Origin of the sequence: Microbulbifer variabilis (assembly GCF_023716485.1) — a bacterium.
Lineage (GTDB): Bacteria > Pseudomonadota > Gammaproteobacteria > Pseudomonadales > Cellvibrionaceae > Microbulbifer > Microbulbifer variabilis_B.
The window spans coordinates 689,249-707,638 of the sequence record NZ_CP092418.1 but is presented as its reverse complement, the minus strand read 5'-3'; the positions used below and the strand labels follow the sequence as shown (position 1 = coordinate 707,638).

The 18,390-nt window shown below is 50.2% G+C and carries 22 protein-coding genes; 1 reads left to right on the top strand and 21 read right to left on the bottom strand.

All coding sequences use genetic code 11. The annotated features are described in order from the left end of the window. Positions 1 to 60: 60 nt before the first annotated feature. Positions 61 to 270, bottom strand: a complete 210-nt coding sequence (locus MJO52_RS03245; protein ID WP_252084528.1) for a hypothetical protein — start codon at positions 268 to 270, stop codon at positions 61 to 63. 241 nt (positions 271 to 511) lie between these two features. Between MJO52_RS03245 and MJO52_RS03240 the strand changes: the two genes are divergently transcribed. Then, positions 512 to 853, top strand: coding sequence for a helix-turn-helix domain-containing protein (locus MJO52_RS03240; protein WP_286037000.1), 342 nt, complete (start codon positions 512 to 514; stop codon positions 851 to 853). Between the two features lie 66 nt (positions 854 to 919). Here the strand turns inward: MJO52_RS03240 and MJO52_RS03235 are convergent, their stop codons facing one another. The 20 genes from MJO52_RS03235 to MJO52_RS03140 form a co-directional block, all read right to left on the bottom strand. Beyond that, positions 920 to 1,531 carry a hypothetical protein gene (locus MJO52_RS03235; RefSeq protein WP_252084526.1) on the bottom strand — a complete coding sequence of 204 codons (612 nt, stop codon included), beginning with the start codon at positions 1,529 to 1,531 and terminating at the stop codon, positions 920 to 922. A 175-nt stretch (positions 1,532 to 1,706) separates the two neighbouring features. Continuing rightward, positions 1,707 to 2,327, bottom strand: a complete 621-nt coding sequence (locus tag MJO52_RS03230; RefSeq protein ID WP_252084525.1) for a hypothetical protein — start codon at positions 2,325 to 2,327, stop codon at positions 1,707 to 1,709. Between the two features lie 74 nt (positions 2,328 to 2,401). After that, positions 2,402 to 2,821, bottom strand: a complete 420-nt coding sequence (locus tag MJO52_RS03225; RefSeq protein ID WP_252084524.1) for a hypothetical protein — start codon at positions 2,819 to 2,821, stop codon at positions 2,402 to 2,404. 75 nt (positions 2,822 to 2,896) lie between these two features. After that, on the bottom strand, positions 2,897 to 3,205 hold the full coding sequence (locus tag MJO52_RS03220) for a hypothetical protein (protein ID WP_252084523.1): 309 nt from the start codon (positions 3,203 to 3,205) through the stop codon (positions 2,897 to 2,899). A 103-nt stretch (positions 3,206 to 3,308) separates the two neighbouring features. Beyond that, positions 3,309 to 3,602 carry a hypothetical protein gene (locus MJO52_RS03215; protein ID WP_252084522.1) on the bottom strand — a complete coding sequence of 98 codons (294 nt, stop codon included), beginning with the start codon at positions 3,600 to 3,602 and terminating at the stop codon, positions 3,309 to 3,311. 321 nt (positions 3,603 to 3,923) lie between these two features. Then, positions 3,924 to 4,307: a hypothetical protein gene (locus tag MJO52_RS03210; protein WP_252084521.1), complete on the bottom strand. Its 384-nt coding sequence runs from the start codon at positions 4,305 to 4,307 to the stop codon at positions 3,924 to 3,926. A gap of 8 nt (positions 4,308 to 4,315) precedes the next feature. Further along, positions 4,316 to 9,157 carry a hypothetical protein gene (locus MJO52_RS03205; RefSeq protein ID WP_252084520.1) on the bottom strand — a complete coding sequence of 1,614 codons (4,842 nt, stop codon included), beginning with the start codon at positions 9,155 to 9,157 and terminating at the stop codon, positions 4,316 to 4,318. A gap of 2 nt (positions 9,158 to 9,159) precedes the next feature. Beyond that, positions 9,160 to 9,555 (bottom strand): hypothetical protein, encoded by a 396-nt coding sequence (locus MJO52_RS03200; RefSeq protein ID WP_252084519.1) that lies wholly within the window; start codon positions 9,553 to 9,555, stop codon positions 9,160 to 9,162. Positions 9,556 to 9,558: 3 nt separating this feature from the next. Next, positions 9,559 to 11,775 (bottom strand): phage tail length tape measure family protein, encoded by a 2,217-nt coding sequence (locus MJO52_RS03195; RefSeq protein ID WP_252084518.1) that lies wholly within the window; start codon positions 11,773 to 11,775, stop codon positions 9,559 to 9,561. A gap of 3 nt (positions 11,776 to 11,778) precedes the next feature. Continuing rightward, on the bottom strand, positions 11,779 to 12,045 hold the full coding sequence (locus MJO52_RS03190; protein ID WP_252084517.1) for a phage tail assembly protein T: 267 nt from the start codon (positions 12,043 to 12,045) through the stop codon (positions 11,779 to 11,781). Then, positions 12,045 to 12,470 carry a phage minor tail protein G gene (locus MJO52_RS03185; RefSeq protein ID WP_252084516.1) on the bottom strand — a complete coding sequence of 142 codons (426 nt, stop codon included), beginning with the start codon at positions 12,468 to 12,470 and terminating at the stop codon, positions 12,045 to 12,047. Before MJO52_RS03185 ends, MJO52_RS03190 begins: the two co-directional genes overlap by 1 nt. Positions 12,471 to 12,472: 2 nt before the next feature. Beyond that, positions 12,473 to 12,886 (bottom strand): phage tail tube protein, encoded by a 414-nt coding sequence (locus MJO52_RS03180; protein ID WP_252084515.1) that lies wholly within the window; start codon positions 12,884 to 12,886, stop codon positions 12,473 to 12,475. 26 nt (positions 12,887 to 12,912) lie between these two features. Continuing rightward, the gene (locus tag MJO52_RS03175) at positions 12,913 to 13,320 is read right to left on the bottom strand and encodes a hypothetical protein (RefSeq protein WP_252084514.1); all 408 of its coding nucleotides are present in this window, start codon (positions 13,318 to 13,320) and stop codon (positions 12,913 to 12,915) included. Between the two features lie 137 nt (positions 13,321 to 13,457). After that, positions 13,458 to 13,871, bottom strand: coding sequence for a DUF2513 domain-containing protein (locus MJO52_RS03170; protein WP_252084513.1), 414 nt, complete (start codon positions 13,869 to 13,871; stop codon positions 13,458 to 13,460). A 158-nt stretch (positions 13,872 to 14,029) separates the two neighbouring features. Next, a complete protein-coding gene (locus MJO52_RS03165; RefSeq protein WP_252084512.1) occupies positions 14,030 to 14,344 on the bottom strand; it encodes a hypothetical protein in 315 nt (104 codons plus the stop codon). Positions 14,345 to 14,449: 105 nt separating this feature from the next. Further along, complete coding sequence (locus tag MJO52_RS03160) at positions 14,450 to 14,932, bottom strand: hypothetical protein (protein WP_252084511.1); 483 nt, start codon at positions 14,930 to 14,932, stop codon at positions 14,450 to 14,452. A gap of 91 nt (positions 14,933 to 15,023) precedes the next feature. Next, positions 15,024 to 15,416, bottom strand: a complete 393-nt coding sequence (locus MJO52_RS03155; RefSeq protein WP_252084510.1) for a hypothetical protein — start codon at positions 15,414 to 15,416, stop codon at positions 15,024 to 15,026. A gap of 157 nt (positions 15,417 to 15,573) precedes the next feature. After that, positions 15,574 to 15,870 carry a head-tail joining protein gene (locus tag MJO52_RS03150; protein ID WP_252084509.1) on the bottom strand — a complete coding sequence of 99 codons (297 nt, stop codon included), beginning with the start codon at positions 15,868 to 15,870 and terminating at the stop codon, positions 15,574 to 15,576. Between the two features lie 7 nt (positions 15,871 to 15,877). Beyond that, positions 15,878 to 16,249, bottom strand: a complete 372-nt coding sequence (locus MJO52_RS03145) for a DUF2190 family protein (RefSeq protein WP_252084508.1) — start codon at positions 16,247 to 16,249, stop codon at positions 15,878 to 15,880. Between the two features lie 98 nt (positions 16,250 to 16,347). Continuing rightward, positions 16,348 to 18,390, bottom strand: coding sequence for a ClpP-like prohead protease/major capsid protein fusion protein (locus MJO52_RS03140; protein WP_252084507.1), 2,043 nt, complete (start codon positions 18,388 to 18,390; stop codon positions 16,348 to 16,350).

Here is an 18,390-nt window from a genome sequence, read left to right as displayed (position 1 = left end):
GCAAGGGCAATGGATGACTATAAGGCCGGTACCAACCACAGCACCAGCCTGAACAGCAGGCTAGGCCGCCTCCTCTGTCGGTAGGCTTCTACCTGCGGCCTTTGCCTCAACAGCAAAAATAACGCCCTGCAGGGTTTCCCCCACCTCTTCACCAATCAGCTGCAGCAAGGCAGTGCGCGCGTTCTGATTGGGACAGCTCGCCACCCATTCCAGGCCGGCACATAGGTTATTGACGTGGTGAAGTTGTTGAACATGAGCGGTCAAAGGCATGGTCTACCTCCTTGTAGGAACGACAAATCCTAACCACCACAGGCACTGGCCCCGGTGGCTTACCTCCGCCAAGGCCCGTTAGTGAATTATCCGGGCTTTTGGCGACAAACACCGGGACACTACTAGCTATTTCTCAGTTGATAAACGGATATTCTGGATTATTTCTAATTTAGCAATGCAAAATGCGGTTTTATTTCGAAAATCGAAAGTTTGTTATTACGGGAGTACCTGATACGGCTAGATGTTGGAGGCCGGAACACTGGGCAAACGCCTGCGCAACGCACGGAAATTGAAGGGGATGACGATCGCACAGTTGGCCAAGCAGCTGGGGCTGGCACCATCTCAAGTTTCGAAAATGGAAACAGGCAAGCAGAAGATAGCGGCGGAACTGCTGCCGGCCTGGTGTGAGGCGGTGGGGATTACGCTAGCGGAGGTGTACGGGGCCGAGAACCTGCACCACTTTGCGCAGATTCCCTTTCCGCCGTTAGTTGCGCGGCTCTATGCAAAACTGCCGCAGGAGTTTCGTCGGCATATTCACCGAGTGATTGAGAGTAGTTATCAGCTTTGGAAAGGGAGGCAATAACGCCGCCAGCAGAGGCCGAAAAGCCTGAGCGAAGCGGCGGTTTTTTGGCCCTTCTGGCTGGCTTTGTTATGCATCATTTTCTATTAACCACTTACAAAATGGATCCTTTGAATCTTCATCTCCATATTCCGCAGGCTTTTTGACTATTTCACTGGCTTTACTTGGAATAGAAGTTTGAAACTCATGAATTAGCCAATCTTGATATTTTAAATTTGGCTGAACCGTAAAGTTACTATTTTTGAAGCTTTCGCTGGGTGTAAGATCGAACTCATCATTCCAGCAGATCTCATCGTACCCTATGGCGATAAGCCTTAAAAAGTCCAAAGGATCATCACATAAGACACAAGCGAGCATGGACCCAGAGCCCGATCCTATATGTACAATTTTTTGCTGCCCTTCATCATCAATCCAAAACGCAGCCATTGACCCATCACCACCGGTTCTGGCGAAGACCCGAAGTCGACCCTTTGTTTTTTCATTTATGAAGTAGAATAAATCACAGTCTTTCTCTGCATAGAATTCAATCAGCGTTCCACCAGGCCTTTCATTGCTACTCCATTCAGATCTAAGCTTGCCGATTGGATATAGGTAGCCAACTCTCCCATCTTCCGTATCTTCGTAGAAGCCGTTTTTTTCAATCCAGCTGAAGAGCTTCTCAAAAGCATCTGGAATCTTCATCGGCTCCAGTAAAATATCGTCTATTTGATTGGATAGAGATATCAACTACAAAGCTCCTTTTGTGCATAACGCCACGCTCAGCCGCAGCTTGCTTTGTGCGCATTTTGCGCAAAAATGGGAGCGCAGCGACCGCGCAAAAGGTACGCAAAGTAAGCTGTCGGCCTGCAGCGCATTGTTAGCTTTTCTTGCGGAGCTCGTATAACCACGGTGCTTTCTTGTGGTCATCACCCTCATCTGAATCTATTTTGAAAATAGCCTCATAAATACAGTTAAGATCAAAAATCAACTTGCTTTTGTCGATAACCTCTATTCTTGCCTGAACACTTTTTCCTTTCGGTGGCTCTTGAGTGCCGTGCTCAACAAGTTCAGGTTTTGAGTGAACAAACTGATCTCTAAGATCAAAAATTTCCTTTATTTTATCTAGTGCATCTTTGTCTATGGTTTTTTTCGTTTTCCAGTTCGAATAGATGTTCCATTTTTTTACAGTTGATAAACGATCAATATCCTTTTGGAAAGGCATGCTGTATCTAGAGGCATAATAATTAATGTAGGCTTCGAGGGACAAAGCAGCATAAATAGGAACGTTTATCATTGATAGACGCTGCTCATAGAGTAGCGCCTCAAGCTCACCCGAATGGTTTCCTTTGTTCTCCGCCTGAACTCTCTTTATGTCACCCATCAATTCTTGAGATTTAATACATGATCTTACTGAGAACTCATAGTAAAGCCTGTGAGGCATTTCTAGCAGATACTGCTTATTATTTTGCTCTACAACCACCCAATGTAACATTCTCAAACCTTAATAGTTCTCTTGCTCAGAACGAAAGCTAACGCCTCAATAACCGGCAGCGTTGTGGCGAAGCCACGCTTTTAGCTGTCCGGCGCCGAAGGCGCGTAGTTGATTGACTTGTTATATTTTTTATATAGCAGCGCACCTAAGTACGCAGCAACCGGCACTTTTAAAAGCATAAATACCGGGGAAACCCACTCACTACCAACTAATCCATAGCCGCTATACCAATATGCACTTAAACTGAAATACAGAAGCCCTGCGACAAAGCCTACAGTAAGCGGCCTGGATGGGGATATAAACGCAGCAAGATAACCACCCAACATTGTGAAAGCAAATGACAACCAGAAATCGGTAAACACCCTTAGAAATGGCACGTTTCCATCAGTTGGGTAAGGACCATAAAGTAATGGTAATAAAATACCGGGAATATCAACTGAACCCATATAAATAACTATAAAACCGACTACTACTGCTAGAAAATATTTAAGATATTTCATCATTTCTCTGATACTTGTGAAATATAACGCCTTGCGCAGAGGCGCAGCTTCGCTGCGTCCTTCTGACGCAACTTGTTATGCCTTTCCAGTTGACTTCACAAATAATGCCGAAGTAACGGGCTCAACTAAACTACTCCAGTCTTCTACCAACGACACTTCGTTTTTTCCTGCACTATGACAGATTAATGTTTGGAAATGCTGTAACACCAGTAATGCAGCCTCCTCTCGTGTGATAATCCCCTTCAATGCCCCTTCGTAATTTTCTCTCTCAATAAGAAGCTCATGAATTTTTCTTCTGAAAAGCTCATTGGGAGGCGCGGGCAAATCATGCATTTCTGCCAACTTCACACCACATTGAATCAATTTTTCTTCATCAAAGTTCATCGTCTTCTATTCTGCATAACGCCGCCAACACGGGCCGAAATGAAGCAGCGAAGCTGCGGAATGTAGGTCCAGCCAGCTTTGCTGGCGTCCGTGCTTGGCTTTGTTAAGCATGCCTTTTTGCCTTGCGCTTAATTAGTTTTTTTACCGCAATGTTAATTGCATAAAAAGGGGCACACCAAAGTAAACCAACCACCCCACCAAAAAGAAATTTTGCAGCTCCCAACACCCCGGGACTGTAGTCTGGATCAAGAAGCATCAAGACCTCCATTGAGAGAATACCACCAAACCAAACTAAGATGACGCCAGCGAGTAGGCCACGCAAAGCATAGCGATATGCCAAGTACGCGGAACCTCCGTAGATGGTTAGCAACATTGTTAGATCAATAGCCTGGACCATATTTCTCTCTGGTGCTTAACAGTTTATTAAAGAGCCAGTGGCTCACTATCCATTTGGCTACTATTTCTGGGATGGAGCCTTCAAGCTCCACAAAAAAGTCCTTATTTACAGCAGGTTATAAACCACTGTCTAAATAGTAACCAGGGATAGTGAGCCACTGGCTCAAGACGCCTGGTTCAACTTCCCGCTCTTGAACACATTTTACCCATAATTAAATCAATAAGTTAGGGGGACCTTTCTGTAGATGTAAGCCATGGCTCTATAATTCGGGCCTTCGCACCGGCGACACGCTCTCTCCACTACTGAAAACCGAAGCCAGTATCACCCACTCGGAATAGCCATAGCCGCAATCGAGCTATGCACCGCTAGGCGGTTCGCCACTTCAACAATACAGTCGGCTACAAGATCGGCAGCATGGTCGGCAACATTGATGGCCTGCCCCGCATCGGTCTGCAGGGTTTTGGTCGTTACATACACGCTACGCATTTCGTCCCCAGCGCCGTCAATCTGTACTTTGTTTTGGTCATCAATCACCGCGATGGTGCATTTTAAAACGGCGGCGGCTTTGGCTTCAGTGGATGCCGGTTCGGTAGTTTGCGTTACCGTTGCGCGCACAATAGTGCCGGCGCTGTGGCCGTCGTCGATGGTGTAGGTGAACTGCCAGGCTTCAAGGCCTGGCACGGTTTTCGGGGAAAAGCTGGGCATGGTGCCTCCTATGGTTTTTGTCTTGCGTTGTGGGTTGCCATGGTTAGCTCTGCCTGGCGCCCGGCGAAAAACATACGATCGCCAAAATCAGGCTTTAGCACGCGCCGCGGGCCCAGTTTGCGGATTTCTGTAACCGTCGATAATTGAGAAGCGCCATGGCACAGCACATACACCGGCTTGCCTAGCATGTGCGGGGTGCGCACGATTGAGCCGTCCGGCAGGTCCATGGGTGTGGATTCCGATTGCCAGATTTCCGCACCTTCAGGGGTGCGCAGGCTGTAACACACTTCCTCACCGGAACCCATTGCGCGCAGCGGGAATACGCCGCGCTCACCGGTGCCGACATCGATGCATTCCACCAAATCCCCAGGCTGTAGGTCTCGCACATAGCGGCCATCCGGCAGCAAAGTGTCATAGTCTACGCACCAGGGATCTGTCGGTATGGTCCCGCCACCACCATTCGCCGGGGTCGTGATTGTCCCTACATAGCGTCGGTGGGTATTTGCAGCCAGGACGGTAAAACTTGTGGTGGCTTTGTAAGTTACCGCGCCGCCTGCGTAGTTTTCATCATCGCAATACACATAATATTTTCTGGAAAATGACAGGCCGGTAATGCTGCCGCTGTTATAGGAGACCGCCCCAAATCCATACTGCACGGTATGCGAGGCAACCGTGATTTTCGCAGTAGAGCCGTCATCTCTCGCGGTAAGCGGCGCGCCCCCGCTCGTGATGGAAGAGATACCGGACTGGATATGCGGAAGGCTACGCTGTTCATTGATAGCGCCTTTTTCATTAAGTCCGCTGAGATAGGCAGAGAACCCACCCAATGGCCGCGGATTTTGGTAAATACCACCGCTTTTAACGACTTCCGATCCAGAAAGGAAAATCTCTCCGATAATCAGCTTGTTCTCTATTGATGAGAAATAGCCGCGTTTGGTTGTTGAGCTAGCGCCATCGTAATAGTGGTATCTATAGGCTCCGCGCTCAATGGATACCGACAAGGCCGAACCCGCTGAAATCCAAACTCCATCCGTCTCGGTGACGATATAAAACAGGCCTCCAAGACTTGGATTTAATTCCACCGGTGGAATTTTTATCCGCTTGCCACCCCAGTAAAACCAGCCCGGCAGAGTGCCATCGGGGTTGCCATTTGCATCAAAGCCACACAACCGCGCTTCCCCCGGGCTGGCATTATCGCCCAGGCTCGAATTGCTATTGATCTTTAAATAAAGGCCGTTGCCAGTTGGTTCAACCGTATCGATGCGCACATAATCAATCTGGGTCACCCCTTTCTTGGTCGCGTCGTAGTTAGCAATAATCACCGGCGTAAACTGTCTGACGGTCGCCTGCAGCTGAGCCGGCTGGGCTATGGTGTTGTGCCCCACGGTAGATTGGTAACTAGCATTACCCGTCGTTCGGCCCTGAAAATATGCGGTGTATTCTTTCCAGCCCGCACCAGACGCCTTTACACCAGGCGCAGCGATATAATGGGAGCCCGAATGGGTCTCACTGCCGCTAGCATTGACCCTCTTGCCATCTTTATCAAAGCAATTAATACCCAGATACAGCGACCGGTCTGCATCGCCCCCAGAGCCCACCCACACCCGAAATTTAATCCGGTACAGCTTGTCCGGGTCGAAAGGAAACCTTTCCCTATACTCAAGCCAAGCATTGGAGGCCTTGTCATCCTGGCCGACGCGCAACACATTTCCGCCCGCCACATCCTTGTCGGTATCCGGCCTCACTTCGTAAAGGTATCCTGAGTCAGAGCCGGCATAGACCACCCAATCATCGGCAGCCGTGGTATCGGTAAACGCCTCAAAAAACACCGAGCCCGAAGCCTGCTGAGCGCGCAACTGTGCCTTGCGTACGCTTTGCATATTGCCGATCAAGATACCGTTATCGGTGAATTGTCCGCTGGCCTCGTCAAAGCCAATGATATTGCGGGTAGCGTCAAAGGCTTTGCTGCGGGTCGCCTCCACTACGGCATTATGCAGTGCTGTTTTTTGGTCGTAGGCGTAGGTCCAATTGCTATCAAATAGGGTGCGGCTTACCGGAGTATTTTCTTGTCGGTTATCCCAGGCTGGAATTAACCCTTGCAGATAGCTTGTCAGCGCGGTCAAAGCATTCGTAAACGCCGCCCGTTTGGGATCGAGCGCAGTGCCGAAATTACTGGCCAGCGCATCCAGCTTCACTTGATCGTTTATTAGCTGGCTGTATTCGCGGATCAGCTGCAGTTTTTCATTGATGTGCAGCACACCGTCTGCAGAAATATTGCCAAGATCTTCAAGGGCCTTTTGTGCATCAGCCTTGGCTTCCTCTGCAGCCTCTAGCGCAGCCTGTAAATCGGGGTCTAGCGCGGGATCTTCTGGATCTGGATAGGGTGTGCGGGATTTGGGCACAAATAATACGCGCGCGGCTGCTGTACCCAAGCAGGTGCCCCCCTGGCCGGCAGTACCGGGACTGCTCGGGCTACTGCCATAACAGGCCACTATGCGGCTATTGGTCAGTACCGGCATGGGGTTTTGGGTACCGTCCACTAATAAAACAATACCGCCAGGCGCACCACCGCCACCACTACCGCCGGGAATCTTCTGGATACCAGTTCCCAGGCTGCCGCCACTGCCATTGCCCCCAGAGGTGTTAATAGTTCCACTCACACCTAGGGCGATACCCCGTGCGACGATAACCAGACTCGCCCCACCCTGGCCGCCAGAACCACCGTAGCCGCTATTTTCATAGCTCTGATCGCCGCGCAGGTAGTAATAACTATTTCCCCCACGGGCGCCGCCGGTACCGCGCATATCCTCGGGGATACCTTGCAGCTCTCCGCCATTATTCTCAATATTGAGCGGTGGCATGACGGAATTGCGACCGACCACAATTTGGCCGCGAATACGGTTGTACATAGTGCGGTTGGTGGCGCCAATTCCAGATACGCGCCCACCACCACCGCGACAAGAGCCCAGAAAACCACGCCCCCCATTACTGGGGACACCGCGCAAAGTACCGTCTATTTGCAGAACACCGCGCACATGTAATTCAACATTGTCGCTGACAAACAGTGTGCGGCCTGCGGGAATGGCTAAGTCTCCCAGGTAATAAAATACCGTGCGGCTGTTATCCGCACCGTATAGAGTGCCGTTAGCGGTGAGGAAGCCACTGGCATCGATAGCGAGGCCGGCGGCGGTCATCTCTGTGCCCTCTGCGCTATACCAGCTGTCGGGTAGCTCTCCTGTAGAAGTGCTGCCGCTAGGCTGGTCAGGCACCGCTGAAGCAGGCTGGTAGCTGCCAAACAAATCAACGGACACCGCTCCGCTGACCTGATCGACATTGATGCGCTGCACTTCCATGGCGCGATCTAAAATACCACCCGACACATTTTGCGAGTGGTCGCGCAATTGCGGCAGGCTAACCCGTACTATGTCCCCAACTTCCAAATCGTTCTTGCTGGGTAGTAACCCCAGGCGCAGAGTAAGGGGAGGCCCGGCGAACCGATCGCGCAGGGCATCAAAGGTATTTTTAAGGGTGGTATAGGTATGCCGGGAATTGTGCAGCCCCCGAAATTTCAGAGCGAGCGGCTTGGCCTCGCCATGGGTGGAAATAGAGTCCGCATCAATTAGATTATTCGAACGCAGGAACTTGCCGTCGAATCCCGGCTGCTCAAACCAACTCCACTGCACTGAGAAGGCGTTATGCACCCCGGCTAAGTTGTATTTCAATTCCCCCAGGCTACTGACATCATCAGGGCTGATGGTTGCCACTGTGCCGGATTCAGCCAGCACTCCAGCCATACGGCGAAAGCCCAGCTGGCCGGCGGCATTGACTGGCATAAAGGCACCGAGCAATAAATTGATTTCGGTCTCGATAAACTTTTTGCCATCGGTTTTTTCCAGGCCATCAAAGCGCAGGATCTTGCCCTTGCGGTGGTCACTGGGCTTGTACCAATCTGCCCCGATATTTTCGAACTCGTCCTGTACCACAAAGGCGGGATCTATGCCCAAGTGCCAATTAGAGGGCAGTACGTTATTGGTGCCGAGAATCTTCCCGGTCAGCAGTGCATAGGCAAGCTGGGGGCCCGGTCCCTCCAAATAAACAAACTCCTCTATCTCAACGCCACTCTCATCGCCGCTGTCTTCTGGCAACGCATGGTCGCGGGCAAAGGTGCCGAACAATCCACGCGTACAGCCGGTGAAACTATTCCCTGTTTTGCCGGTGGCTCGCACAATCTCGAAGCCGTCCTGATATTTAATCTTCAGGTAGTAGACCGATTGGTTAGGAGCATCACCATAAGCCGCGGTATGAGGATTAGGTTCAAAGGAACTGGTATCGAATACCCACAGGGTGCTGGCTGTCTTGGAGAAATTGGCAGCCAGGCGCGTGCTATTGGGCACAAAAATATCGCGGCGCATCTCTCGCTGAATATCCCGGCAGCGCACTCGGTAAACACCCTCGGCGTAGGCAATAGATTCCTCGGCAATCTGGGTTTGCTCCAGGCGGAAATCCGCCCAGTCGAGCCCGGCAAAGCCTTGGTATAAACGCACCGAGCGCCCTTTGATACCGTTTCCCTGTTCCAGCTCATCGCGCAGCACATAAGACAGCAGACCATTGATATCCACCACCTCAAAGGAAATAGCCCCAATCTCTGCGCGGCCCTGCTCGGGAATTATTCTCTGGCTGGTGGCACTGCATTTTTTCAGTGCACCAAGCACGGCATTGGCAGGAAGACTGGGAATATCGTTGTGGCTGGTGATATAAAGCGGCAGGTCAAAACCGATCTCAATCACCAGGCGCAGCTCACGCTGTGCAGCCTGATTGTACAGGTCAAAAGTTTCTGAGTTGTTGCGCATAGTTAAGCGATGACTTGAACGGTAGTAAAAGAAAAAATAAAGCGGCCGTCTTTCTCGCGCTTTTCTTTGAAGGATTTATATTTCAGTTGAACGATTTGGGGGAAATCAGGAGTGTCTGCAGTGCCGTAAGCATCGAAGATGAAAAATTCACCGAAAGCACAGCTTCTTTTAAACTCTCGCCAACGCGCTAACTCTGTATGGGTGAGGCTTAGCGGTACTGTCTGACAAGAATATTCCTCTTCGAGACGGTAGATTGTGTATTCTGTTTTACCGCTGAGCGATGTGTGTTCTTTACCCTCGGGACGATCGTTACAGTCATAACGCTTCAGTTTTGATTCAATCTGATAATCACTGCCATCACCCACTAATAACCGTGTAGGTGTGTATTGAATTAGCATTTTCTATCCCCTGAGTATTTGTGCTTGGCGACTATCCTCGGGGATTGCTACCAAATCCTGCTCCGCAAACATGGTTGTTAATTTATCGGCAATGGTTTGTGCGTTATCTCCGATTAAATCGCCTTGTATCGTCAGGTTCACAACCGTGCCAGGCTGTTGTGAATCGCCCTCTACAAAACCGTCATCATTAGAAGCGGCAAAACTCTCTGATGGTGTGCTCGCTACCGCACCGCCAGTACTCACACTGGAAGCGCTAGCGCCACCATCAAAGGAAGCACTCTTGATTTGAGCAATTTGAGCCGCGCCAGCTGCAGCCATTGCGACCGCTGCAGGAATACCCCAGGGATACCCCCCACTGTTGTTATAAGACTCGATAATTGCACTCGGGAGGGTTGCGGCAGCTTTGGCCAGACTGAGCGCTTTCTGAATCTTGAAAAGTTTTTTACTGCCGGTATTCGAGATACCCAGCATCATATCCATCGCACCGCCGAACGCCTTCCAACGGTTCTTGCTGCTAACCTGTTCGAGCTTTTCCCTCTGCTTAGCGTGCTTACCTTCCAGCAGAGTAAGCTTGCGCTCATAGTCATCATGATTGATGAGCTTCTTGGCGTAGGCCTGATCCAGCAGGGCCATTTCCTCATCTTGCTGAACCTGCAGTTGCTCCATCTCGGTGAGCCAGGAAAGCTGGAGCGTTTCCAAACGTGCAGTGATTCGCTGGCGCTCCGCATCGGTTAGGCCGTCAGCCCCGACTTGACTGCCTTCCCCGCCATCATTGGCTGACCGTGACTGCTCTTCTGCCAGCGCCATTTGATAGCGGGCCTTCTCGCGCTCAGAATATTCCGCCCGCAGCGCTTCAATGGATTCGAATCCCCGCTTTGTCAGTTCCTCCTCGGCAACCTGAAGCGCGGCGATTTGCTGTAGCCTCTGTTCGTGGTCGAGTTGGATTTTTCCTTGTTGGTCAGCCAGGAATTGATCCAGCTGGATTAACTGAGCACCACCGGCCTCTTCCGCCATGGCACGCTGTTGGGCGATACGATCGCGCTCTGCCTGCTCCCTGGCCGCAGCGGCAGCCTCCTCGGCTATCCGCTCTTCCTCCTGCCGCTTTTTCTGTGCGGCTATTTGTGCATTCTGCAGTTCGTCGAGCTGTGCGAGTATCTTCTCGGCTTTATATTTGTGAATTTCGAACTGAACTTGAACGCCTTCTTTTTCCGCCTTGGCCATCAAGTGCTGGTGCGACACTAACTGACTATGAAGCTTGGCAAATTGATTGCGCTGCTCTTCTTCCTCAGTGGGGGCAAGACCTCGGCGCAGGGTATCCACTACTCCGGTGAGCTTCTGAATACCTGCCGTGGCAATACTGGTCGAGCCGCTGGTTTCACTGAGGCCTTCCAAAAACTCCTGCCAGGCCTGTCCTAAAGAATCAGTAGCACCGGTAAGACCTCCAGCTTCAGCCGCACCGGCGCCGCCGACCTGCTGCTCCAGCTTAAGCAAAATCATGCGTTGGGCTTCTGCCACACGGCCTGACTGCTCCAGGGTTTTAATCTGCTCTTTTTCTTGCTCGGTAAAACTGACCCCGGCGCGCTTCAGGGCGGTCAATCCAGTGGATGGCTCCTCTAATGCCTTACCGAGTTGCAAAGCGGCACTCTTGGCATCGCCACCCATAACGGCCGATAAATCCTGACTCAGCCGGATAGCGTCATCGAAGACAGGCCCCTGCACGCCCTTAAAGGTTATGAGCACACCTTGGGCTTCACGAATGCCGGTGACACTGGCCAGGGTAGCGCGGGCAACCGATCGAGCCTGATCATCTAACTGCTGTGCAGTGCGGCCGCTAGCACTGCCGGTCGCTTTAAGCAGGGCCTCAATCTTGAGTTGCTGCCGCTCCATCTCCTCACCAGCGCGAATGCTCTGATAGAAAACAGCGGTAACCCCAGCGACCCCTGCCCCAAATAATGCCCAGCTACTGGCACCGCTGGTCAACAGGCCATTAAGCGCACCGACTCGACCAGAAACACCGCCCAAAGGGCCATCGATAGCGGCGACCCCTTGGGCGGCACCACGCATAGAGCGGCCGAATACATCCCCAGCGGCACTGGTGGATTTTATTTCACGGGTGAGTTGTTTATTGCGCGCGGCCGCTTGGGCCATCTCACGTTTGTATTGAGTGGAGCGCAGCTCCAGGTTCGCCACCATGGTGGCCATGGAAGTTTGTTTTGCCATTGCTCAGCTCATGGAATTCCAGATTGCGATTTGCTGCTGCACGGTTTTGGGCTTGTGCGGCTGAGGTAGGAAGTTAGAGACTTTGCCCCCCAAGGTGCCGGCGGCAATGTGGGCTAGCTGCCACTGCTGGACTTCGGTGTTTAGAGGGCGTTCAGAGTGATATTCATACCAGTGGTCGAACTCGGTAGAACTCATGGAGCGCAACATATTGAAATAGTCGGGACGGTTAAAATCCCGTGCGAGCTGCCGGGCAAAGTGAAAACCCGGCACTAGCCTTTTTTTTCGGCTTCCTCGCTTTCTGTTTCACTATCCGCTTTCTCAGTTTGAACATCGACAAAAAGCCCGGATAGCTTTGCAGCAGGGATATAGAGCTGGTCAATCAACTTAGGGGTAACGCTGCGGATTAAGCCCTGATGGATCTGTTCCAGTGATGCCTGGCAATCTGGCTTCATCCAGATGGCATAGGCTACCAGCAGCAATTTTTTGCTCACCTCCCCTGCACGAAACGCCCAAAGCTGGCCAAAGTTTTCCAGCTCAGTTTCCGGCAACTCTTCATCCTGCGGCAGTGGAATATCTTCGGTAGTCTTCTGCAGATATTCACAGCGGTGGTAGGCACTCAGCTCAAATAACTCTACTTCCTGTTGACCAAATACAACGGTTTCGGATTCTAAAATAGGGGTAGGAACTAAATTCATTGCTAGCTGCCTGCGGTTACTGTGGGTTTACCAGAGATTTTGAACTTCACGGTGCGGGTGATCTTGTCATCCTTGGGTACGGCCTTACCCCAGCCGATAATATGGCCGGTGAATTCCACCTTGGTACCTTCAGGATATTCAATCTGGTAATACTTATTGGTATCGGAGTCGTAATCTGCCCGCAGTGCCTGCTGGCCGCTATCTGTCTCTTTCCAGATCAAAGTAATGGAAACCTCGCCGGCATCACGTAGCCCTGATGGGTCGTAGTCCATATAGCCACTGGTGCCATCAATCGGTGTCATTTCAACAGAACCGCGTGACTCCTCACCAGGATCAATATCCAGCATCCCAGCTACTGGCGTATAGGAGCTGCCATCATCACTGCGGGAAAATTTTGTTTTGTAACCTTGTGCCATAGTTAAGACCTTATTGAGTTGTTGGGTTAAAGGGCTGAGGGTTCAGTGGAATACTGGGCCCTATAGGTCAATCGGACCTCGCCTAAAGGGTGATCTTCGTCGAGTGCAAATTGCGTCTGAATAAGCAGAAATAAGTCACAGGTTTTGTCTAAAGCAGATTCCTGCAGTGCGAGCTCAATATCTTCGGCCGCCTGATCCAGAGCGGCATACACATCACCGCGACTCTTCACTACGGCGGCAACAGTTAAATCCAGCTGCCGATCTGAACCTCCATACATTTCGTGCTCGATGTTTTCAGTTGCAAAGCCCACCACAATGGCTGGTAGCTTTCTTGAGTCAATTTCTTCTGTAGTGCCAGGTGGTGGAAATGTGTAGCCGGATAGGGTTTGCAGCTTGTTTAAAACGGCATCGCGGATAGTGATGCGTTGGGTCATTGGGGTGTGCTCCAGGAGTTTTAGGCATAAAAAAACCCGCTGGTGCGGGTTTGAAAACATATTATGAGTAGAGCCTTATTAAATAGACATTTTTAAATCCCCAAGGTGCTTTAGCTCACATCATTGCTCCATCTTACCTACTCCGACAATTCAGCAAGTTTTCTATCTATAGCTTTTTTCCCAAGGGCAAAAACCAATTTGACAGTTTCTGTCGGCCCCGAGTCTTGAAACGATGTCTTAAGCTTCTCCAGAACACCAGGCTTTGATAAATCAGAAGCAAATTGATGACCGTCGGCTGTCAATCTGAGAGGAATAACACCGACCATAACACTGCCATCAGAGGCTCTTCTAAACCCAAGACTACTACTTCCGTTTGTGCTTTTTATTAGCCCCTGATCGTTGAGGATCTCCAGATGAAAAACAAGCTTATTCAACTTATCATCATCGTTCCACAGGGGATTTATCTTGTCGAGGCCGATATTAAAATCTGGCTTATCATGGTCCAGAATAATACCCAGTAGTTCCTTTAAATATTCAATATCAATTCTCACAGCTTCCTATCCTTTTGTATCTAGCCTCTACAAATAAAGCTAAAAGTAACGAACGCCCTTAATCGGACTTTACGGTCTTTGGCTATTATGACCTATAAAATTTTCATCTTTATAAGTATATCACTTTAAGGCACCTCAAAACGAAATTGAGCAACTTGTTATAAGCCCAGTTTCTTTTTCATGTAAGCCGACTCCGCTGCCTGATGCATATCTACCCAAGATTTGAAAGAGGTATTAGCAACGATGAATTCTTCCCACTCTTGATCCGGTATGGCCTCAAAGTCTTCTTTAGACTCAACCTTAAAGCCGCCTGCCTGAAATAAAGAATCTATGTCAGAAAACTCAGAATTCGCAGATATAAATTGAGGGTTGAACATTTCAGAAAAGCTAACTTGGTGCTGTCCTGAGTTTTCTTTAACCTTCTTTAATAGATCGTTAAGACCATTCCCTTTTCTAGTAATTTTTACAGTCATTTTTTGATTCCTTCTGGCTTATAACACCGTGACAATCGGCATGTGAAGCGCAGCGTAGCATGTCCGATGAAACCCTGTAAGGGCGTAACGAAATTTATCGCCTTGTTAAAAGTCACTGCCCAGAACGGACCAATTTTTAGAAAAATATGTTTCTATACCTTTGCCTGGATTATACCTTGGGTATAACTCTTCAAACATTAACCTTGCACTGTCAAACGAAGTGTTATCAATTACAGAAGCGCCTTTCGCCAAAAATAGCATTGCCAACGAAGGTGCTCTTGACTCGCCTTGGTTGCAATGAATGATCAATTTACGTCCAGCACTCCAATGCTTAATTGCATAATCCATGAAGTGCGAGAACAAAGGGGGCTTAAACAAAGGCACGGGAGGATCAATTATGTTTAAGAACAAGTCATATTCATCTTCAAGTACAAGATAGTTTGGATGATCACTTGGAAGTTTACCGCGATACCCAACTCGTCCTTGATGGCAAGGACTCTTACAAGCGTGAACTACAGCAACATCTCCGTTACCTCGTATGCATGACATATCATTTGTCACAAATACCCTTTCATAAACTTCTTGCACGATATCTCCTTATGACTTTTAACGCCGCGCTAAACGGCGAAGTACGCAGTGCTGAGTCCAGCACACCTAGCGTGCATGTTTAAACGTATAGTTATGCATATGACTCTAAGAGTCGTTTGGCATGCTGAGTTACCGACTCAAGGGATATATCTTTACTTGCTCTCAGGTCAGTTTCCCAAGTATCAGGATTACGCCAGAATTTACTCTTAGCCGTTAAGCGAACAGATAAGTCTATATTTACTCGTGAGATTAAAAAAGAAGCGTGCGACCAGCGTTCGGCCAAGTCCCACTCTTTTTCTCGTTGGCGCTCACCGCCTTCTGCTCTGTAAAGAAGATAGGTCTGAGTTTTTTCAGAGGCTTCAATTACCTTTTGCAAGGCATTGACAGCCTCACCGGTTTTATTAGCTTTCTTAGCCTCTAAGTAAGCTACAAAGGATGTAACCAATGCAGTTAACGCAATCCAATCAGAAACTTCGGGGTTCATGATTTCTCCTGATGCATAACATTTATATAGTGGTCATCATGACCACTATTATCTTGACTACTATTTCTGATACAAATTTACGCCAACACGCCATCATTTTCTACTAACTCAATAGATTACGGTAATCATAAATCCTGTGCTGAACTACCCGCTGGGGCTACCCATCCACCAACACCCGCCAAACCACCCCATCATCCGCCAGCCGCTTACGTACCGTATAAGCCACACCACCCAGCGTAACCACCGCCCCTGAGCTGTAAGTACCCACTTCACTGACCAACAAACTCAACTCAATACGCGCTACCCGCAGCCGTTCCTCTTCCTCGAACTCGTCAACCTCCTGCTCAAAGATCACCTTGCAATCTATAGGCCCAGCACCGCTACCATTGTCATAGGTAGCGGCTTTGCCCCATTTGCGAAACGCGCGCTCTGCGGCTCTTTGGTCCAGATCCATGGATCACCTAGGCCTTCACCGTGCCCGGTACGCCGGTAAACTTGACCGCTAGGCTGGTAACGCCATTACCGGCTGCCTCTGCGGCAAAGGCGGTGGGGCCGGTAATATCACCGGTTGCGGCTGTTGCGGCGCTATCGTCAAAGGCTGCTGCAGAGATATCCCAGGTGAGGGTTTCCCCCTGGCCAATCTCTGCGGCGGATACCTTGGGCACAGTGAATACACCATCAATACCAATCACACCGGACTCACCCACGGCGATATCATCCATCGCCACACCCAGTACTGCGCCTACTGCTAGCACCTGGCCAGAGGTAATTACCGAGCTTGTGTTGTTGGTGAAATCCAGCATGCGCCCGTCTTGCACAAAATTAGTAGCCATTCTCTTTCTCTCAATTGAGTAAATTACTGAAAGCAAAAAGGCCGCGATGTGCGGCCCTTTTCGGATTCTTTAAGGTTTGGTTCGGTTTGAGCTGCGTATTAATTCTTGGGCGTTTTCACCATGCCTTTTGCATCCCAGGCTTTCGCAGCGGCATCGAGGCGGACTTTGAATTCCACCCCATCGATATTCCAGCCGTTTTGCTGTTCCAGTACTGGGGCTTGCTGGCCATCCAGATAGAGCACTTCGATAGTGTCATGCGCTACCGGGTCGGCATTGAGGTACCAACCGTTATGACCGCTGAGGCGGCCATCGGAGATCACGCTGGCAATATTGCGCACGCTGTTGGGTACAGTGTTGGATTTCTCAGAAGCACCTACTTCAAACTCTGACTCCAGGGCAACCTTTGCGGCACCCTCATCGGCGATATCACACAGCAGGAATTTGGGGCGGATATTCAGGAAGGCGGTGCCGTCCTTTTGTTTGCCCATCAATACTCGTGCGGCGTCGATGCTGGCGGTGTTGATACCAGACTTAGTGGCGAGGTTGCCATGGTCGGCATGGAACAGGGCTTTGCCATCGGCCATTTGTGGATTATTGATCAGGATACTGAACACCAGGTCCCCCACTGTTCTGATAGCAGCGAGACCCATCTTTTGTGGGATTCGGGTGAAGGCCCCCAGGTCGTCATTGATAATCGCCTGGCGAGTGATGGAGAAGAGTTCCCCGTAAGTAGCCAGAGCGGCAGTCTCGGCGCGCTCGCCAATACTCACATATTTAAATTCTGCCCCAGGTGCCACTTGGCGTAGTGAGGGGAAGGTACCAAGATCCGTGCGAGTGGCTATCTTGAAATCGCTTAAGTTTCCAGTGGCGGTAAACTGCGGGAACACCTCTGCCGCTTCAGAGTACCCCTTCAGCATCGATTTATTAGCAATATTGCCGAGGACGGTAGCGAAGTCACCAGAGCTATGGGTAAACGCTGCGGCAACCACGCCCATTTTGTCCAGGCCCGATAAATTCTTTCCGTGGGCGTGCATCAACATACGGGCAATTTCCAGCATGGTATAGCCGGCCATACTATTGCCTTCGGTGCGTTTCTCACCAAAGGCACGCATGGCAATGGCATTCTCAGCGTCTGCCTTGATGCGCTTAATGCCCTCACCTTCCTGCACCACTACGCTGTAGCTTTGCACTGGGGTTGGGGTTTGGTTACCCAGGGCTGTGAGCAGTTTATCCTTAGCCTTTTCAGCGGTGCAGTCCATATCATTGAGACATTCCTGCATAACAACACTGTGTGCTTCGAAGCCTTTAAAAACCGCTTTGATATCGTCTTTACGCTTTTGCTCATCCGCTGCGAATTGTGCTCTGGCATCGGCGGCAATCTGCGCTTTCATTTCTGGGGTAACCTCGGTCGCAGCGGTTGCAGCTGGCGTGGTGGAGGTGGTTGTAGTCATGGCTTGCGCCTCCTTGGTTTGGGGTGAGTTGTCTGCAACCGCAGACGGGAATCTAAATTCAGCAGGCCCCTGCATAACCAATGCACTAATGGCTTGAGGGGTATTTTTGAATTGGTTTAAGTGATCAGCGCTGAAGCTGGCAGCCATTTCCATTGCTGCGGTGGTGTCGGTGGCAAAACCCGCTTCCACGGCTTCTGCGCCGGTATACCAAGTCTCGTCATCCATGACTTGGCTGACTTCCTCATCGGACATCCCGGTACGTGAGGAATACAAACCAATCATGGTGGTTTTGACTTTTGCCAGCAGGCTCTTGGTTTTTTCCAGGGCGCGCTCATCGCCTCGCACACCGGCGCTGGGGTTGTGCACCATGTAATAGGCATTCTCAGCGATGTGAACGGTATCCCCGGCTAAGGCGATCACACTGCCCATACTGGCTGCGATACCTTCAATCCAGGTTTCCACTTCGGCTTTGTGGTCTTTGAGCAGGTTGTAAATAGCGGTGCCGTCGAACACATCACCACCGGGACAGTTAATGTGTAGATTGATCTTGCTGACATCGCCAAGCGCTTTAAGATCGCGGGCAAAGTCTTTTGCAGTTACGCCCCAATAACCGATGTAATCGTACAGATAGATATCGGCTTCAGTGTTATTTGCGGCAGCGGTAATGCTGTACCAAGAATTTTTGGGCAT

What these genes read in the sequence shown, in the direction of transcription:
- MJO52_RS03150 (WP_252084509.1), bottom strand. Translation starts at nt 15,870, where the DNA reads ATGGATCTGGACCAAAGAGCCGCAGAGCGCGCGTTTCGCAAATGGGGC.
- MJO52_RS03195 (WP_252084518.1), bottom strand. Translation starts at nt 11,775, where the DNA reads ATGGCAAAACAAACTTCCATGGCCACCATGGTGGCGAACCTGGAGCTG.
- MJO52_RS03180 (WP_252084515.1), bottom strand. Translation starts at nt 12,886, where the DNA reads ATGGCACAAGGTTACAAAACAAAATTTTCCCGCAGTGATGATGGCAGC.
- MJO52_RS03210 (WP_252084521.1), bottom strand. Translation starts at nt 4,307, where the DNA reads ATGCCCAGCTTTTCCCCGAAAACCGTGCCAGGCCTTGAAGCCTGGCAG.
- MJO52_RS03175 (WP_252084514.1), bottom strand. Translation starts at nt 13,320, where the DNA reads ATGACCCAACGCATCACTATCCGCGATGCCGTTTTAAACAAGCTGCAA.
- MJO52_RS03240 (WP_286037000.1), top strand. Translation starts at nt 512, where the DNA reads ATGTTGGAGGCCGGAACACTGGGCAAACGCCTGCGCAACGCACGGAAA.
- MJO52_RS03205 (WP_252084520.1), bottom strand. Translation starts at nt 9,157, where the DNA reads ATGCGCAACAACTCAGAAACTTTTGACCTGTACAATCAGGCTGCACAG.
- MJO52_RS03200 (WP_252084519.1), bottom strand. Translation starts at nt 9,555, where the DNA reads ATGCTAATTCAATACACACCTACACGGTTATTAGTGGGTGATGGCAGT.
- MJO52_RS03140 (WP_252084507.1), bottom strand. Translation starts at nt 18,390, where the DNA reads ATGCCCAAAAATTCTTGGTACAGCATTACCGCTGCCGCAAATAACACT.
- MJO52_RS03245 (WP_252084528.1), bottom strand. Translation starts at nt 270, where the DNA reads ATGCCTTTGACCGCTCATGTTCAACAACTTCACCACGTCAATAACCTA.
- MJO52_RS03215 (WP_252084522.1), bottom strand. Translation starts at nt 3,602, where the DNA reads ATGGTCCAGGCTATTGATCTAACAATGTTGCTAACCATCTACGGAGGT.
- MJO52_RS03165 (WP_252084512.1), bottom strand. Translation starts at nt 14,344, where the DNA reads ATGACTGTAAAAATTACTAGAAAAGGGAATGGTCTTAACGATCTATTA.
- MJO52_RS03185 (WP_252084516.1), bottom strand. Translation starts at nt 12,470, where the DNA reads ATGAATTTAGTTCCTACCCCTATTTTAGAATCCGAAACCGTTGTATTT.
- MJO52_RS03155 (WP_252084510.1), bottom strand. Translation starts at nt 15,416, where the DNA reads ATGAACCCCGAAGTTTCTGATTGGATTGCGTTAACTGCATTGGTTACA.
- MJO52_RS03225 (WP_252084524.1), bottom strand. Translation starts at nt 2,821, where the DNA reads ATGAAATATCTTAAATATTTTCTAGCAGTAGTAGTCGGTTTTATAGTT.
- MJO52_RS03220 (WP_252084523.1), bottom strand. Translation starts at nt 3,205, where the DNA reads ATGAACTTTGATGAAGAAAAATTGATTCAATGTGGTGTGAAGTTGGCA.
- MJO52_RS03145 (WP_252084508.1), bottom strand. Translation starts at nt 16,249, where the DNA reads ATGGCTACTAATTTTGTGCAAGACGGGCGCATGCTGGATTTCACCAAC.
- MJO52_RS03235 (WP_252084526.1), bottom strand. Translation starts at nt 1,531, where the DNA reads ATGAAGATTCCAGATGCTTTTGAGAAGCTCTTCAGCTGGATTGAAAAA.